This window comes from Prevotella jejuni (assembly GCF_900187995.1).
Lineage (GTDB): Bacteria > Bacteroidota > Bacteroidia > Bacteroidales > Bacteroidaceae > Prevotella > Prevotella jejuni.
Genome location: NZ_FZNZ01000022.1, coordinates 50,323 through 67,080, shown reverse-complemented (window position 1 = coordinate 67,080; position 16,758 = coordinate 50,323). Strand labels below are relative to the sequence as shown.

19 protein-coding genes are annotated in these 16,758 nt (G+C 35.2%); 13 read left to right on the top strand and 6 right to left on the bottom strand.

Going from position 1 to position 16,758, the window contains the following annotated elements; genetic code table 11:
* Positions 1 to 329: 329 nt before the first annotated feature.
* A complete protein-coding gene (locus CHB62_RS09520) occupies positions 330 to 785 on the bottom strand; it encodes a hypothetical protein (protein WP_009011982.1) in 456 nt (151 codons plus the stop codon).
* 262 nt (positions 786 to 1,047) lie between these two features.
* On the opposite strand from CHB62_RS09520, the gene CHB62_RS09515 reads away from it, so the two are divergent.
* Positions 1,048 to 1,278, top strand: a complete 231-nt coding sequence (locus tag CHB62_RS09515; protein WP_089366641.1) for a YecH family metal-binding protein — start codon at positions 1,048 to 1,050, stop codon at positions 1,276 to 1,278.
* A gap of 68 nt (positions 1,279 to 1,346) precedes the next feature.
* Entirely contained in the window at positions 1,347 to 1,643 is a 297-nt protein-coding gene (locus CHB62_RS09510; protein WP_089366640.1) for a glutaredoxin-related protein, read from the top strand.
* Between the two features lie 955 nt (positions 1,644 to 2,598).
* Here the strand turns inward: CHB62_RS09510 and rny are convergent.
* From rny to CHB62_RS09480, 4 genes are all read right to left on the bottom strand, one after another.
* Positions 2,599 to 4,140 (bottom strand): ribonuclease Y, encoded by a 1,542-nt coding sequence (gene rny, locus CHB62_RS09495; RefSeq protein ID WP_009011979.1) that lies wholly within the window; start codon positions 4,138 to 4,140, stop codon positions 2,599 to 2,601.
* Between the two features lie 37 nt (positions 4,141 to 4,177).
* Entirely contained in the window at positions 4,178 to 4,468 is a 291-nt protein-coding gene (locus CHB62_RS09490; protein ID WP_004360862.1) for a cell division protein ZapA, read from the bottom strand.
* An 11-nt stretch (positions 4,469 to 4,479) separates the two neighbouring features.
* Positions 4,480 to 4,773, bottom strand: a complete 294-nt coding sequence (locus tag CHB62_RS09485) for a coiled-coil domain-containing protein (protein ID WP_089366639.1) — start codon at positions 4,771 to 4,773, stop codon at positions 4,480 to 4,482.
* A 66-nt stretch (positions 4,774 to 4,839) separates the two neighbouring features.
* Positions 4,840 to 5,472, bottom strand: coding sequence for a DUF8491 family protein (locus CHB62_RS09480; protein ID WP_089366638.1), 633 nt, complete (start codon positions 5,470 to 5,472; stop codon positions 4,840 to 4,842).
* Between the two features lie 374 nt (positions 5,473 to 5,846).
* On the opposite strand from CHB62_RS09480, the gene rfbA reads away from it, so the two are divergent.
* The 3 genes from rfbA to CHB62_RS09465 are packed head-to-tail and all read left to right on the top strand — an operon-like array spanning position 5,847 to position 9,743.
* Positions 5,847 to 6,737: a glucose-1-phosphate thymidylyltransferase RfbA gene (rfbA, locus tag CHB62_RS09475; RefSeq protein ID WP_089366637.1), complete on the top strand. Its 891-nt coding sequence runs from the start codon at positions 5,847 to 5,849 to the stop codon at positions 6,735 to 6,737.
* 33 nt (positions 6,738 to 6,770) lie between these two features.
* The gene (locus CHB62_RS09470; protein WP_009011975.1) at positions 6,771 to 9,284 is read left to right on the top strand and encodes a GumC family protein; all 2,514 of its coding nucleotides are present in this window, start codon (positions 6,771 to 6,773) and stop codon (positions 9,282 to 9,284) included.
* A 33-nt stretch (positions 9,285 to 9,317) separates the two neighbouring features.
* Entirely contained in the window at positions 9,318 to 9,743 is a 426-nt protein-coding gene (locus CHB62_RS09465) for a BT0820 family HAD-type phosphatase (protein ID WP_009011974.1), read from the top strand.
* A gap of 299 nt (positions 9,744 to 10,042) precedes the next feature.
* Here CHB62_RS09465 and serB read toward each other — a convergent pair whose 3' ends face one another.
* Positions 10,043 to 11,290, bottom strand: coding sequence for a phosphoserine phosphatase SerB (serB, locus tag CHB62_RS09460; protein WP_089366636.1), 1,248 nt, complete (start codon positions 11,288 to 11,290; stop codon positions 10,043 to 10,045).
* A 1,339-nt stretch (positions 11,291 to 12,629) separates the two neighbouring features.
* On the opposite strand from serB, the gene CHB62_RS09455 reads away from it, so the two are divergent.
* The 8 genes from CHB62_RS09455 (at position 12,630) to CHB62_RS14660 (ending at position 16,441) form a co-directional block, all read left to right on the top strand.
* Positions 12,630 to 12,959: a hypothetical protein gene (locus CHB62_RS09455; RefSeq protein ID WP_009011971.1), complete on the top strand. Its 330-nt coding sequence runs from the start codon at positions 12,630 to 12,632 to the stop codon at positions 12,957 to 12,959.
* Between the two features lie 74 nt (positions 12,960 to 13,033).
* Positions 13,034 to 13,534, top strand: coding sequence for a hypothetical protein (locus CHB62_RS09450; RefSeq protein WP_232214084.1), 501 nt, complete (start codon positions 13,034 to 13,036; stop codon positions 13,532 to 13,534).
* Between the two features lie 205 nt (positions 13,535 to 13,739).
* Positions 13,740 to 13,961 (top strand): hypothetical protein, encoded by a 222-nt coding sequence (locus tag CHB62_RS09445; RefSeq protein WP_089366635.1) that lies wholly within the window; start codon positions 13,740 to 13,742, stop codon positions 13,959 to 13,961.
* Between the two features lie 81 nt (positions 13,962 to 14,042).
* Complete coding sequence (locus CHB62_RS09440) at positions 14,043 to 14,597, top strand: hypothetical protein (protein ID WP_240616250.1); 555 nt, start codon at positions 14,043 to 14,045, stop codon at positions 14,595 to 14,597.
* 93 nt (positions 14,598 to 14,690) lie between these two features.
* Positions 14,691 to 14,930 carry a hypothetical protein gene (locus CHB62_RS09435; protein WP_089366633.1) on the top strand — a complete coding sequence of 80 codons (240 nt, stop codon included), beginning with the start codon at positions 14,691 to 14,693 and terminating at the stop codon, positions 14,928 to 14,930.
* A 3-nt stretch (positions 14,931 to 14,933) separates the two neighbouring features.
* Entirely contained in the window at positions 14,934 to 15,959 is a 1,026-nt protein-coding gene (locus CHB62_RS09430) for a beta propeller repeat protein (protein ID WP_089366632.1), read from the top strand.
* A gap of 162 nt (positions 15,960 to 16,121) precedes the next feature.
* Positions 16,122 to 16,307, top strand: a complete 186-nt coding sequence (locus tag CHB62_RS15485; RefSeq protein WP_158296831.1) for an IS1/IS1595 family N-terminal zinc-binding domain-containing protein — start codon at positions 16,122 to 16,124, stop codon at positions 16,305 to 16,307.
* Positions 16,256 to 16,441, top strand: a complete 186-nt coding sequence (locus tag CHB62_RS14660; protein ID WP_141240418.1) for a hypothetical protein — start codon at positions 16,256 to 16,258, stop codon at positions 16,439 to 16,441. The genes CHB62_RS15485 and CHB62_RS14660 overlap by 52 nt, the downstream gene beginning before the upstream one ends.
* The last annotated feature ends 317 nt before the right edge of the window (positions 16,442 to 16,758 follow it).

Genomic DNA, 16,758 nt, shown 5'->3' with positions numbered 1-16,758 from the left:
ACTGGGCTTATAAAGCTTGTAGACATTATCCAACATAAGATTATCCACCAAGGCGTCTAAAAGACGAACAGGGTCATCTTCTGCGATATCCTTATCGATTCTTTGAGGAAAAAGAATCATTTTCTTGTGTATGTAAGAACGAAAGTGTACCTTTGTCATAATGAGAATTTTTGAATGCCTAAAGGTACAAAAACTTTAGGAAATAGCAAAGCCCTGGCTTGAGAAAGTCGGGGCTTTGTGCATAAAAAAAGAGGATGTGGACATTTTGACACACCCTCTTAATTTTATCTACAGAAAGTATTCATCTATTATAAAAGAATAGAAAAGAACTAATCAAAACTCCTGCTTTCTACAATATTGTAATCGGCATATTTTTTATCAACTACAATTAGAAAGAAAGGTTGAGTAAAATAAGTTTGTACTTTTCCTTGTTCTAATTTGTAAAGCAAATCAAGCTGTTTGCCTTTAAGAGTTAAAGAAAGAGGTTCTAAGACCGTCTTTCGATTAGTTTGTGGAAGGATAAAAGCTATTGCAAATTTCTTATTAAAATCAATCTTTGTCGGTTCACCCCCCTTACCCATGAATGTAGCTTCACCAAATTCCTTTTCAAGAGATGCTCGTGACAATATCTTCTTTATAGTCGGTCTCTTTTCAGTACCAACATGGAAATAATTGCGAGCTTCCATAAAATTAATTTCCCTTGAACTATTGACTACTGCCTTATTACTGCCACAGGATGATAACAACATAATAACGGCAGCAAGAGCTAATATAATTCGTTTCATAATATACTCTCTTATCAAATAAATTTATATGTACAACTTTCTAATTTGATATGCTAAAGACTTGTAAGCATAAACAACACCATTTTGACAGTCTGACCATCAATAAAATATGTCATCGTGCACAAAATTAATTAAATTATATCATTCTAAGACTTTTGATGAGTTAAAGATAGTTAACCGCGTGTGTGGCACAACTTTTGCAGCTTATAGAATATATTTATTGAGATTCAATATAATAAATTATCAACTAAAATAAGAATATATGGCACATGGACATGATGTACTCCACATGATGGAGGGCAACACTTACACAACAAAAGAAGACTTGGTAAAGGCTATCATCGCTCGTTTTGGGACAGAAGAACGATTCCATACTTGCTCAGCAGAGGGTATGGATGCTAATGAGATTGTTGATTTCTTGGCAGAGCGTAGCAAGTTTACCTTGGTTCAAGGAGGTTTCACAGTTGATACAAGTAAGATTTGCAACCATTAAGATTAAAGATTATTAGAAAAATTAAATTCATTGCTCTATACATTAGTGCTTAATAAAGTCAATAGATTATGATTAAAATTTATGGAATGAAAACTTGTCCAGACTGTATTGCTGTAGACAAGCATGTAGAAGGTGATAATCGATACGAAATTATTGATATTGGTTCACATATAAAGTATTTGAAAGAGTTTCTCCACCTTCGTGATAATAATTCAGTCTTTGATGATGCCAAGAAGTATGGATATGCTGGTGTCCCTTGCTTCGTACTTGAGGATGGTACTGTAACATTATCACCAAAAGAAGCTGGAATTAACCTAAATGAAACACCTGCAGCATCTTGTCGCCTTGATGGTTCAGGTTGCTAATAAATAATGAAATCCTTGCCATCTTGGAAAACTGTATAAACTAAGATGACAAGGATTCATTTCTTCTGTCATCGTTTATAACATTGAAATACTTTATTATTTGCACTTTACAGACAATATAAAAAGGTTCTTCCATTAAATGCGTAGGTTGGAAAAAGAATAAAGGCTTATGCACTTGCAGGGTATGACTGTCCCAAATCAGATGGTCTTACATTGGAAAATAAACTACAAGATATGATGCAAAAAGACAAATTCATGCTGTGTCTGTTCATTAGCATGTCTTTCTGCCTATACATACAAATTATTACCATAACATCGGTGTCTGTAAATATTTTTACTCAGTTCAAAACTGACACATACTCTTCTGGCTTCTAAAAGACGCCTGATTACCGTGCAATAGATGCTCTTTTAGCGTGTTACTAACGCCCTTTTGAAGTCCAACTAAGCACCTTTTAAGAATGACTTGATAACCAGTTGATTGGCCGCTGGTTATAAACTTACTTTTTTTGCATTTGTTTTTTATATTTGCAGATGATATGTCTGAAATTATGTAATGACTTTTCAAACTCTTGTCTGTATTTTGAACGTATTAAAATAAAAAGGTTGTTTTGCATCGGAGGGTGATGATAGAATGGACAGTTGACTGCCTTGCCCATGTATTTTGTTTGATGAATCACTTTGAGTCTTCTGTCAAAGCTGTACGAAAAGCATCCACGCATTTAACGGAAGAGCCTATAAAAAATACAGAGAAAATAAACTAAAGACTTATATTGTTTTCTAAACAAGTGATGCACCAGCACATTCTATACTAATTGTTTCTGTATTATAACATTCTTAATACACTATTTCGTGATTAGTCCTTTAAAGGCACATAGAATACTATCTACAATAAAAGAGGCAAATCAAAAAAAAAGCACCCCATAAAAGGAGTGCTTTCTATTTATTATCAAAAAAACTATTTTGCATACGCAACAGAACGGATTTCACGGATGACCGTAATCTTAACTTGGCCAGGATAAGTCATCTCATTCTGAATCTTTTCCGCAATCTCAGAACTTAGCTTCTCACTTTCTGCATCATCCATCTTATCTGCTCCTACGATTACTCGAAGTTCGCGACCTGCTTGAATAGCATAGGTCTTCGTTACACCAGGGTAACTCATTGCTATTGCTTCAAGATCATTTAGTCGCTTAATATATGCTTCTACAATTTCACGACGTGCACCTGGACGTGCTCCGGAGATAGCATCACATACCTGTACGATTGGAGCGAGAAGAGTTGTCATCTCAACTTCATCATGGTGCGCAGCAATAGCATTACAGATATCTGGCTTCTCTTTATACTTTTCAGCTATTTTACCACCATAAAGAGCATGTGGTAAATCCGTCTCTTCATCAGGTACCTTGCCAATATCATGTAACAATCCGGCACGTTTAGCTTTCTTCGGATTCAAGCCTAACTCACTTGCCATAACCGCACAGAGATTGGCTGTTTCACGAGCATGCTGTAGAAGGTTCTGCCCGTATGAAGAACGATATTTCATCTTACCAATAATTCGAATCAACTCTGGATGAAGGCCATGAATGCCTAAATCGATAGCTGTACGCTTGCCTGTCTCTATAATTTCATTATCAAGCTGCTTCTTCACCTTTGCTACAACTTCCTCAATACGTGCAGGATGAATACGACCATCTGCAACAAGCTGATGAAGTGCCAAACGACAAATCTCACGACGAACAGGATCAAATGCAGAAATGACAATTGCTTCAGGCGTATCATCAACAACTATCTCAACACCTGTTGCTGCCTCCAAGGCACGAATATTTCGACCTTCACGCCCAATGATACGTCCTTTAACTTCATCACTATCAATATGGAAAACACTAACAGAATTTTCTATAGCTGTTTCAGTTGCAACGCGCTGAATAGTTTGAATGACAATCTTCTTTGCTTGTTGATTAGCATTAAGTTTTGCTTCGTCAACAATTTCATTAATATAAGAAGCAGCATCAAGTTTAGCTTGATCTTTCAGACTCTCTATCAAACGCTTTTTTGCTTCTTCTGAACTAAGTCCTGAGAGTTCCTCAAGCTTCATTCTCTCTTGCTCCTGCATCTTCTCAAGATCCTGTTGCTTAATTTGTAGCAACTTCTTTTCATTATCAACGCGCTGCTGTTGTTGCTCAACATCTTGCTTACGGCGATTTATTTCCTCTTGACGCTGATTCAACGTTACCTCACGCTGCTTTAAGCGGTTTTCACCTTGCTGAATTTTCAGCGTACGCTGCTGAACTTCTTTTTCAAGTTCACTTTTCTTATTAAGGAATTTCTCTTTAACTTCAAGCAGCTTCTTTTCTTTAATAACTTCTGCAGCCTTTTCCGCTTTATCCATTGTATCCTTATACTTTCCAGTTAAGATATAACGAAAAAAAGCAAACCCTCCAGCACATCCTGCTGAAAGACATACCACAGCTATTATAACTGTTACAATTGGACTCATTGATTATTTATATGAATTAAATTAAATATTCTTATTATCACTTCAGTGCATCTTCTATTTCTGAAGTGAGTTTACTAAGAATATCATTGAATGGAGCTGTATCATTACGTACACCTTCTTTCTTATATCGCAATGCAATATCAAGCATAGCCATATATATAATATCCTTATCACCCTTTTTCCCTTTAAAAAGAGTAGAATAAGTATTAATTGTGTCGGTAATAAGTTTGGCTGCCGAACGATAATACTCCTCATCTTCTCGTGGAACATTTACGGAAAGTTCTGCATCATAAACATGCAATCTTATATGTAGCTTATCGTCTGCCATTGTATTCTAATTTATTTCTCACTTAGAAGTGTGATACACTTATTTACATCCCGGATAAGTTTGGCAACGCGCTTCTGTGCGGTTTCCATGTCTCCATCCGTAACTTCAAGCATCTTGGCCATTTTCAACGAATTATAATCAGCTTGTGCTTGAGACAACTCCTCTTGTAGCTGCTTTATCTCCTGCTCACGCTGATCAACAAGTGTGTACAACTCGTCATTCTCTTTCTTCAGTGTTTCGTACTGAAGAATCATCTGGCGTACACGCGTCGCAAACGTATTCAGAATCTTCTCATTTGCATTCATAGCTAATATATTCGTTTTGGCTACAAAATTACATTAAAGTTTCTATTTAAGCAAATATATACCTAATTATTTTGACGATGAATCATCCGCAGGCTTTGGTTCTTTCTTTGCAAGCATCACTATCTGATAAACAAAATCTGATGTCCACTTACGGCTAAACCCAAGACGCTGATTATACTGACGAACAGCCATAACAGACTTGATAACTCCCGGATCAGAAAAGCTGTTTTTATCAAAAATATCGTTTACCGTCTTTTCTGTCATCGTATAGATTGCTTTCTTAAAGAAACCAGGAACACGCAATTTGAATTTCATCAAATTACCAATCAGCATCATCAAATCTTGTGTGTAGCCTTGGAACTGATAAAGATAAGGCTGAATATCTTGCATCTTCTTACAATTCTTCTTGATGCTTGCATCTATCTCATCAAAGAAATTATCATCTACATTATAAATACTTTTCATAGTCTTACGCACACTGGCTTTTTCTCCAACTCCCAACTTGTTATTGAGTGTTGGTACACGGAATGTTTGCTTGTATGTACGAAGGTCTGGTAACATAGCTAAGTTATTGATACCCAAACGAGCTGCCAACACTGCTTGAAAGTAAACTCGAACAAGTGTCATGTAATCTTCCATACCACCAGTCTTAGCCTGTTCAGCATCTTTTTTTCCAAAGAGTTTTGATAAGAATCCCATATCTTTTGTTTAAAGTTTTAAAGTTATTAAGATAAATCTTTTGATTTTACTCGATTGCAAAGTTAATAAAAAAACATGAAAAACGCCTATTAAGCAAATGATTTCTCATTTTCACAGCTTTTAATCAAATTAAATTTATTACCTTTGCAATCAAGATATACTATATTATAAATGAAAGCGTGTAACAGCAAATACTTAACGAGCATATTGGTTATTCTCTACGACATAGTCCCTTTGAGTATAACCTCAGTGCTATCTATACACGTACTGACAGCGAAAAGCGCTGAAAGTTTTTATGGAATTAATGCTTAAACATTAAACATATAGAGAGTCAACAACTACTAATTAAAAAACAGATATCAAACCATACTATTATGAAAGGAATTGTTCTTGCAGGTGGCTCTGGCACACGCCTCTACCCTATCACAAAAGGAATAAGTAAGCAGCTTATACCAATTTATGATAAGCCCATGATTTACTATCCAGTATCCGTTTTGATGCTGGCTGGAATTAAAGAGATTCTTATTATTTCAACTCCATTTGACTTACCAGGTTTCAAACGTCTTTTAGGAGATGGAAGTAGTTTTGGAGTACGCTTCGAATATGCCGAACAGCCTTCTCCTGATGGTCTTGCACAAGCTTTTATTATTGGAGAAGAGTTCATAGGTAATGATTCTGTGTGTTTAGTTTTAGGAGACAATATCTTTTATGGAGCCGGATTTAGCACACTATTACGGAATAGTGTGAAGAGGGCGGAAGAAGACAACAAAGCAACTGTCTTTGGTTATTATGTAAATGATCCTGAAAGATATGGAGTTGCAGAATTTGACCATAATGGGAAATGTCTTAGTATAGAAGAAAAACCTGAACATCCTAAGAGTAACTATGCTGTAGTGGGACTATATTTCTATCCGAACAGTGTTGTTGAGATTGCTAAGAACATAAAGCCATCACCAAGAGGAGAGTTAGAGATTACGACTGTCAATCAACGCTATCTTAAACAAGAAAATTTAATGGTACAGACACTCCAACGTGGCTTTGCATGGCTTGACACAGGAACACATGATAGTTTATCTGAGGCAAGTACATTCATAGAGTGTATAGAGAAACGACAAGGACTTAAGGTTGCTTGTTTAGAAGAGATTGCATACAAAAAAGGCTGGATAACGACAGAAAAATTAAAAGAAGAGGCACAGCCAATGATAAAGAATAATTATGGTAAATATCTTCTTCAACTTGCAGAAGAAAATAAGAATACAAAATAAATCCTTTACAGAATAATAAGAAAAATAATAAATATGGAAGAAACAACTAAATTAGAACAAGGGAAGGAACAAGAAGTCCGTGAAGGTCTTTCTTCCTTTGATTTTGCCACCCTTTATCGAACGATCGTTCTCAATTGGTATTGGTTTGTACTGTCATTAATAATCTTTGGCAGCTTAGGAGCGATTTATCTTCGATACACAACACCAATGTATCAGTCTACTGCTAAATTATTGATTAAAGATGAAAGCGGTAGTAACAGACGTGGACAGTCTTTACAAAACATGTCAAACCTTGGTATCATCTCAAACTCAACTGGTATTGACAATGAGATGGAGATTCTTACATCACACTCTCTTGCAGAAGACGCTATTAGAGACTTAAAGTTATATGTTAACTACTCAACAAAAGGAAGAGTTAAAGACGTTATCTTATATCGTAACCAACCACTTAATGTTGATGTTGACCCGGAGCATCTCGAGAAACTAAATGCGCCTATTGACTTAACAATTACTAAGGACAGTATCTTCTACATCGTCAGTGGAACATACTATGTACCCACAAATGACAACTCAAACGAGGGACCTTATTCTATCAACAGAAAGATAACAAATCTTCCTGCTACTATAGCAACTCGTGCTGGTATTATTACGATTAGCTCTAATTACGGACATACATTAAAGAATTCAGATGTTCTGAACGTTAGTATCCTTTCACCACGAATGGCAGCTAACAAGTATACAAGTGAGTTGCAAGTTTCTCAAACAGCAAAATCAACCTCTATTGCACAGTTACAACTGACTGATGAGGTACCACAACGTTCTCTTGACTATTTGAAACAATTAGCCATTGTATATAATCGTCAAGCAAATGAAGACAAGAATACAATTGCACTTCGCACAGATAAGTTCATTAATGATCGTCTGTCTAAGATTAATACAGAACTTGGCAAGACTGAAGGCGAGCTACAGAACTACAAACAGAAGAATGGCATTGTTGAACTACAAATGAATGCAGGCAACTCTGTTGCTAATCAGAATAATTCTGAACTTAAACTTGCTGACGTTGAAACACAGATAGAGTTGTTCAACACCATTGCAAGAGAAGTTGAAAGCTCATCTCGTAACCTCACTCAGGTAATCCCTTCTAATGTTGGATTGGATGACCAGAGTTCAACATCCTTAATTAATAAGTACAATGAGTTAGTACTTGAACGTAACCGTTTGTTACGTAGCGCATCTGAGAGCTCACCTGTAGTAGAACCACTTACAGCTCAGATTCGCGAACTAAATGGTAACATTCGCCGTGCAATAGCAGCGGCCCGTCAAAACCTACTTATTCAGCGTGATGCTGTTTCTGCACAAGTAAATAAGTATAACGGTCAGGTAGCAGAGACTCCACAACAGGAGCGTATGCTGACACAGATTGATCGTCAGCAGGAGGTTAAGTCTGGACTTTACCTTATGTTATTGCAAAAACGTGAGGAAAATAGCATTTCTTTGGCTGCTACCGCTGACAAGGGTAAACTTATCGATGACCCACAGTTAGTAGGAAAGATTAGTCCTAAGTCAACTTCTATTATGATGGTTGCACTTTTAATCGGATTAGTAATCCCTGTTTTAGTAATACTTGTACTACAATTCTTCCGATATAAGATTGAAGGTCACGATGATGTTGCACGCCTTACTAAGCTACCTATCATCGCTGATGTTGCAGTTGCAAGTAACAAAGCTAAGGGTAAAGCTGATATCGTTGTACACGAAAATCAGAACAACCAGATGGAGGAGATTTTCCGATCTATGCGAACCAATCTTCAGTTTATGCTGAAAGAAGGTCAAAAGGTTGTACTCTTCACCTCATCTACTTCAGGTGAGGGTAAAACCTTCAACGCTGCTAACCTTTCTGTTAGTTTTGGTCTCTTAGGCAAAAAGGTTATTTTGGTTGGTCTTGATATTCGTCGCCCACGTTTGGCTGAATTGTTTGGTATCAATGATCATAAGCATGGTATTACAAACCTCCTTGTAAAGGATAATCCAACAGCAGAGGAACTACAAGAACAAATCTTACCTTCTGGTGTTAATAAGAATTTGGATTTACTTATGGCCGGTCCTATTCCTCCTAACCCAGCGGAGCTTATTGCGCGCAACTCATTAGATATCATCATAAATCTCTTGAAAGAAAAGTATGATTATATCATGATTGATACTGCTCCTGTTGGCTTGGTTACTGATACGCTCCAGATTGCACGTGTTGTAGACGCTTCAATCTATATGTGTCGTGCAGACTACACACCAAAATCAAGTTTCAACTTGATTAACGCACTTGCAAACGAAAACAAGTTCCCAAATATGGCTATCGTCCTTAATGGCATCGATATGTCTAAGAGAAAGTATAGCTATTACTATGGTTATGGTGGCTATGGAAAATATGGTAGATATGGTAGAGCAAGTTATGGTACAAGCTACGGACAGTATGGTAACTATGGCAACTATGGTAACTACACAAATAGTCACTATGGAAATAAGAATGATAATTCTGTAAAGAGATAAACTCTAAAACAAGAGAATAATTCTAAAAAGACAATGATAATTGCAGTTGACTTCGATGGCACCATCGTAGAACATAAATATCCTAAAATCGGTAGCGAACTTCCCTTCGCTACCGATACTCTTAAAATGCTGATTAAAGACGGCCATCAACTTATCTTATGGAGTGTTAGGGAAGGTGATTTACTCCAAGAAGCTGTTGACTGGTGTCATGAACGTGGTGTCGATTTCTGGGCTGTTAACAAGGACTACCCTGAAGAAGAGAAGGAAAAGAACAATCATTTCTCCAGAAAACTAAAGGTTGAGATGTTTATTGACGACCGTAATCTTGGAGGATTACCTGATTGGGGGACTATCTATCAAATGATAACCAACCATGAGACATGGGAGAGCCGCAACTATGCTCATCGCTCTTTTGAAGATCATCAACCTCCAAAAAAGAAACACTGGTGGAATTTTTGATAATAGGACTTACTTCCCCAAGACGCACAGATCGGTTTAAGAGTCTCAAAGATTGAGATTACTTAATATGAAATAGGAGATAATCACAGTTGATTATCTCCTATTTTATATTAAGCAACTACACCTTTTCTTTATTCCAAGTAGGTTTCTATAATAATGATCAACAACAATGGTTGTTAACAAATAAAAATCTAACTGCATCTATCAAACTTTAATGACTTATTTACCAAATTCTGATATATTAGTAACAGTCTATAGTTGTTCACTTGAATCTATTTTATCTAAACTTGATTTCTGGCTTAGAGTCTTCCAGCCTCACCCAAATAACTATCCTTAAAACCAAGGAAATACAAGACACCATCCAGCCCTATAGTGGTAATATTCTGTTCTGCTGTTGCCTGCACACGAGGCTTTGCATGAAATGCTATACCTAATCCTGCGTCAGATAACATAGGAAGGTCATTAGCTCCATCACCAACAGCGATAGTTTGTGCAAGATTAACCTTTTCTACTTGAGCAATTAATTTTAGTAGCTCTGCTTTCCGTTTGCCATCAACAATCTCACCTACGTAACGTCCAGTTAACTTATTATTCTCATCTATCTCAAGCTCATTTGCGTAAACATAGTCAATCCCATATTTCCGCTGAAGATATTCACCAAAATAAGTAAACCCTCCACTTAATATTGCTATCTTATATCCACACTGCTTTAACACGGTCATCAAGCGATCTACACCTTCCGTGATAGGCATTGTCCTTGCTATATCCTCCATGACACTAGCATCAAGACCTTTCAATAAAGCAACACGTCGTGTGAAACTTTCTTTGAAATCTATCTCACCACGCATAGCTTGTTCTGTAATTTCAGAAACCTCTTTCCCTACTCCAGCACGCTTTGCTAATTCATCTATACATTCTGTTTGTATGAGCGTAGAATCCATATCAAAACATATAAGTCGACGCATTCGCCTATACATGGTATCCTTCTGTAAAGAGAAATCAATACCTTGTTCATGACTCATCTGCATGAGGTCTGCTTGCATCTGTCTGTAATCTTTTGGAGTACCACGCAACGAGAATTCAATGCAAGCTCTCACACTTTGATTACTTTTACGTATACTTTGACGACCCGTCAAACGTAGAATAGAATCAATATTCACTCCCTGCCCTGTAATCACACGTGTTGCCCCTTCGATATTGCGTGCAGAGAGAGATCTACCGATAATGGTTAGAATATATCTATTTTTACCTTGCTCGTTAACCCAATCTTCGTATTCATTGTCTGCAACTGGGGAGAAGCCAATATTTACACCAAGCTCCGTAGCTTTAAATAATAGCTCTTTCATTACTTGCCCAGCTCCTTTTTCATCAATACGAATAAGAATACCGAGTGACAATGTGGAATGGATATCTGCTTGACCAATATCTAAGACATGTGCATTATAATGTGCGAGGATAGCCATTACTGCTGTTGTCAGTCCTGGCCTATCTTGTCCTGTAATACGGATAAGGATTAGTTCTTCTTGTTCTGCCTTTGTTTCTTTCATAAATAATAGTTTGTAAATACAAAAGTACTCATTTTATATGAAATGAACAAGATTAGCACACCTTTTACTTTTGTATAACACATCTACGATCTAATAAATAAAGAAATTAGTGCCTTATTCCCTATATAGAATGTTGATTCTCTGAACTAAGAATCTTCAAAATTATAGTACGATTAAGATTACAAAAAGTAAAGGATTTATTATGCACAATTCCTATAACATTTTAAATTTCATTTTCCTGTCATATTTAACATTTCATACAATGACACTATAAACCAACAAGTTAGATAGACAATTCGGATGACAGGAATGACAGGAAAAATATTTTTAAAGAATAAATTACTGTCAATGCTATTTAAAAATAACTTATATGATAAAAGTGGGTCTTTTGAATTTTGAAGTGATAATAATTCGCCTAAGCTTAGGTTTCTGACGGAATGTCACACAGAGAAAAGGAGAGTATGAAGAGTTATCAAATCAAAGCACTGATAGTCACGGAGACGCCATCGATGCGTGGAACAACGGAGATATTTTGCCTATTCCATTAGCAATTTATACACAAAGCGTTTCTCCCAAAAGACTAATTAGGAATCTGTACACTACACTTCCGTCTCTCTTTATGCCATCGGCACCTCCGTAATATAACCTTTGCCTCCAATCTCTCCGTAACTCTGTGCACCTATTATATAAGAGTTTTAGTTTATCATTTCATATCTCAAAAGATCAAAAAAATGATTATTAGAAGTCAGAGTTGGTTATATGTCAAAGGGTGAATGAATAAGAAACGAGTAAGTTTCTTTCCCTTTCTTTATTCTGCAATGCCTCAAAGAACCTTCTACGATAACAATTTTCTCGTAGAAAACGAAGTAGACGAGAAGAAATCCAGACTATAAACTTTGAGTTTCTTACATCTTCGTTAGAAAATCTCTTCAAGGCTATTTTTCGTTGAGATGTTACTGCCGACAAAATTCTGGTAATCAATGCCTTTCTGTAGGATAAATCAATTTTAATGGAGTGTTGTAACTATGAAATTAAAGCTTCTCAAATAGCCATAAGATGCAATATGTGCCATATAACAAATAATCTTCAAAAATAAATCCCGATTTTTTTGGATTTCTCAAGAATGTTATATACATTTGCCAACGAGGGTATAACTAATAACAGGCTTATGGTCGTAACTCATTCTTTGAATGGATTTCACTCTCCGTCTACGGAATATATCCTTCTTTCTCGTGACGTTTGAGAGCTGGCTGAAATTAGGACAACATAATTTCAGCCATAAAATTTTATATACATTTTGAGTTATCCACTTTTTAATGCTTATTAATTTTACAGGCCCATGAGACGATATTTAAACTCATTGCCCGACCATCCAGAAAACAACGTGAAGTACCATTACGGTGGTATCAACTCTTCTTACAATCGTATCGGCAGATTGATGCTTCGTGAGGACGGAAGTGGTGCTATCGAGTATTACTATGGTAAAATGGGTGAGGTCTTTAAGACGGTACGTACGCTGATTATGCCTAATCAGGCAGTGGCAACCTACATCACACAGTGGAAATATGACAGTCATAACCGCCTATTGGAAATGATTTACCCCGATGAGGAGAAAGTAACCTATGGCTGCAACCTCGGTGGGCAGGTAGACCACGTCCGTGGTTACTAGGCTTATTTTAATACTTGAATTATTCTATTTATGTACAAAAATCAGTTATGGCAGTGTTATTCAATTTGTATACTATGAGGAAGATTTTTTTATCGACTACTTTGATAATATTAATTATAAATACTTTGTCTTCATGTAACTGTTTTTATAAACGAAAGACTTTAAGAATTGCAAATAGTATATCTGCAGCAGAATCTCAAGAGCGAGGTGCGCTTGTGTCTATATATAAAACAGATAGAACTGCAATAGTATTTGATAGTATATGTATTCACATAAAAGGATCATTTGTAGAACATCCGTATAATTACAGAGATTACAATAGTGAAGCATTAATAGTTGATAGAGATAGCTACCAATTTATAATTATCTTATCAGATAGTGATAACTTGCAAAGCAAAGGTTATGGAGAAACTTGGGAAATAGATAACATTCCTGCATTTGAAGCACCGTACACGCTTAATTATTATTTTGAAAGGCAAGTTCCACCCGATACCATTGTGGTTACAATCTATGACATTCGTGATTTACCTAAGAAAAAAGTTATAAAGGAAATATCTTTTTACAAGCCACAATAGCAATAGAGAACAGAATGTATAACATTAAAACAGCAAGACTATGGTAAACCATATATCGATTGTTTGAACTTACCCATACAAGGGTATGCCTCAACACCCATATAAGGATAACGGGCAATACCCTTGTATGGGTATTAAAAGCCGTAAGCAATAAACAGGAAAGAATAGTGTTTTATATAGTTGATAACCATAAACAATTAAGAACATGCGCAGAAGTACTGGACGTTTCGAAATTCATATGAACACTATGGGATGGAAAATCTCCAATGAACATTATGCGAAATGGAAGAAAAATGTTGGAAAATCTTTTAAAGCACCTCAAACTCGCGTTGCTCCAATGTATCTTGGTGGTGAGAAAAAACGTAATATGAATGCTGGAAAAACAAGATTAGAATCAACAGCTGTATACAGAAGAATTATTTTTTGAAAAAAACTAAATAAAAGATTAATAATGAGATTTTGTGCTATATTGATACTTTCTGTGATTTCAATTCTAAATAGTTTAGAATTGAAATCACAAACTGTTGTAAAAATTTTAAGCAATGGTTGTAAGGTAGAGAGAAGTTTATTTCTAAACGAAAAAAAAATCGGGGTGTATAATAAACGAGGTAGATTGGTTAAATTGTCCGCAGATGATATCAAATATCAAAAGATATTTTTAGATCAATCTTATAGCCTGATTGATTATGGAATAATTCTAAAATATCCCGAGGTCATATATAAAGATGCGTGTATTATTGCTGATATTTTGTCAAGTTATGACCCAAGCGAAATCTTATCGTTTACAAAGCCTATAGGGGAGCGAAAAAAGATTTCTATACAAGATATCAATAAGTATTACACACATCTTGATGCCAGTGTAGACTATGTATTTAGTATTAACATTATAGTCAAGGATAGTCTTATTACCCAATATAGATATACTTACAAGCCCAATATGTCTGACGTCCTTATTTCATATACATGTGTATTTACTTATGATAAAAATAACCGAATAGTAAAATTAGAAAAAATATATAGACGACACTATGAAACAAAAGAAATCATATATGAAAACAAATAACACACGATTTTTGGTAATGTTCCAAATTGGGACTTGTCAAAATAAAAAGAACAATAAACGTGGCACACAAACGCCAAGCCATCGCAGCAATAAATGAAAGAATGTATAGCATTAAGAGAAATTTCAAAAAAGGGTAAATCGCGCACAGGAAAAGTAGAGCAGGGAAATATATATGGTATTCTAAAAGACTCTATGAAGGCATATAATAATTGGATTAAAAACCTTAAAAACAAAGGAAAGGAATTTAGGTTTGAAATCGATAAAGATGTAGATCCAGATAAGGCAATGCCAATACTTGACAGAAAAAAAAAATATTCCAACCATAGAAATTGACTTATGAAAAAGTTTGTATTATTTAATTTTTTGTTGTTATTCTTGTTTGGTTGTAAAGACGATACGAATATGATTAAATGTAAAGGAATTCCCGATGTAAATCAAGCGTTTGCTTATATGTATTTCAAAACAGAATATGAAGGATATTTGTTTGGAACCTATACAGAATATGAAGAATTATCAGAAAAAGAATTAGAAAATCCAAATAATATTCCCAAATCAACAGACGAGGCAAATATTTATAAAACTATCGATGGAGGAAAAAATTGGGTTAAAATAAATTCAAGTTTAAATTATAGTTATTTTAATATAGGTACTCAACTAAATGACTATATTTATATTTTACGAAATGATGTGAGAGAAAATTATAATTTTAGCATTGTAGCTTTTAATATAAAAAAAGAAAATATTAAAAATTATACAAATATAAAACCGATATCTGCAATTTGGACTAATAATAGTAAAATATTTTATACGAATAACAGAGGTCCAATAAAGCTATACTCATTAGATAAAAATCAAAATATAGATAGTATTGATATTGAAAATTATGCCTTGCAAGGTTTAGGTATGAACGAAAAGTCATATGCAATATTTAGTAGTGGTGAAACCTCGTATTTTGGAAGTACAGAAAAAGAAAATAAAGAAATAAGACTTTCTATAACGCCCCAAAGTATAGTAAGACAAGGTAATAATACTATAATAATTGCTGGGAATACGCTAACAGATAAAAATGAAATTTCTTTAATAAGCTATAAACCCAATGCACGGCAATCGAGGGTTATAAAAAAAATCAAAAATTATTCTATTATTAAAAACTTACAATCTAATGACAAAGCAATAATAGGTTTTATTGGTAATATAAAAGGTGCTTTTACAGAATACGATTTGCTTTATAGTTTAGATAAAGGCAAAACTTGGCAAATCAAAAAGTTAGAAGAGCCAAACTATGTACGCCCCAACTGTCTAATTAATAATATTGTTTATATATACAGTGGTGGTGCTAGAATGCAAAAAATAGTATTATAGTAGTGGTTGTATCTTATAAAACACATACAACACGGTAATGCTTTAATTTGGGAAATATCAGAATAACCATCTGATTATCAATGTTATTTTTAAAAGATTAGGCGTAAAGGCAGGGAAAGATTCTCTGCTTTTTGCTATATTTGTAACCCCAAACAAAGAAAAGTGAATATACAAGAACGCTTCGGCACTTTATGCTCCAGATTGGGAATTGAGATTCAATGTCCGCATTGCCACTCAAACAATATTATTAAAGTGGTAAAAGTAGTAATAGGTAAACAACGCTACCGATGTAAGAATTGCCAGAACTGTTTTATTACCGTCTACAACATGCAAAGCCTATCTTCCTAACATGGATAACTGACCAAAGAGCGATTGGGCAATCACAGCACGATACTAACGTTGGGCATTATGATTTATCAGCATTCATTCTTGACTTCTCTCAAGAGATTTTGTCAGCAGCACTGCTTACTGTTGCAGTCTGATGAGAGTTTGGTAATAGGTTTCGAGTTTTCCAAGCAGTCGTTGAGCAGTGGCGACAGAATGATTAATTATTGATGACTTTCACGACTTCGTTGTACAGAACTCCTCTCTTATGAGTAAAGGCAGCGATTTCTGTTAGTTCTCTAAGTAAGTTTCTTTTGAAGGGTCTTCCGTGATGAGCTTAAAGTCTTCGCCCAAGAGCCTTGCTCGGATTATAAACATTGAGTTTCTTACATTCTCGTTAGTAAATCACTTCAAAGCCACTTTTCAATGAGATATTAATATCGCCAAGAGGTTGATAACCAGAACATGCTTTCTT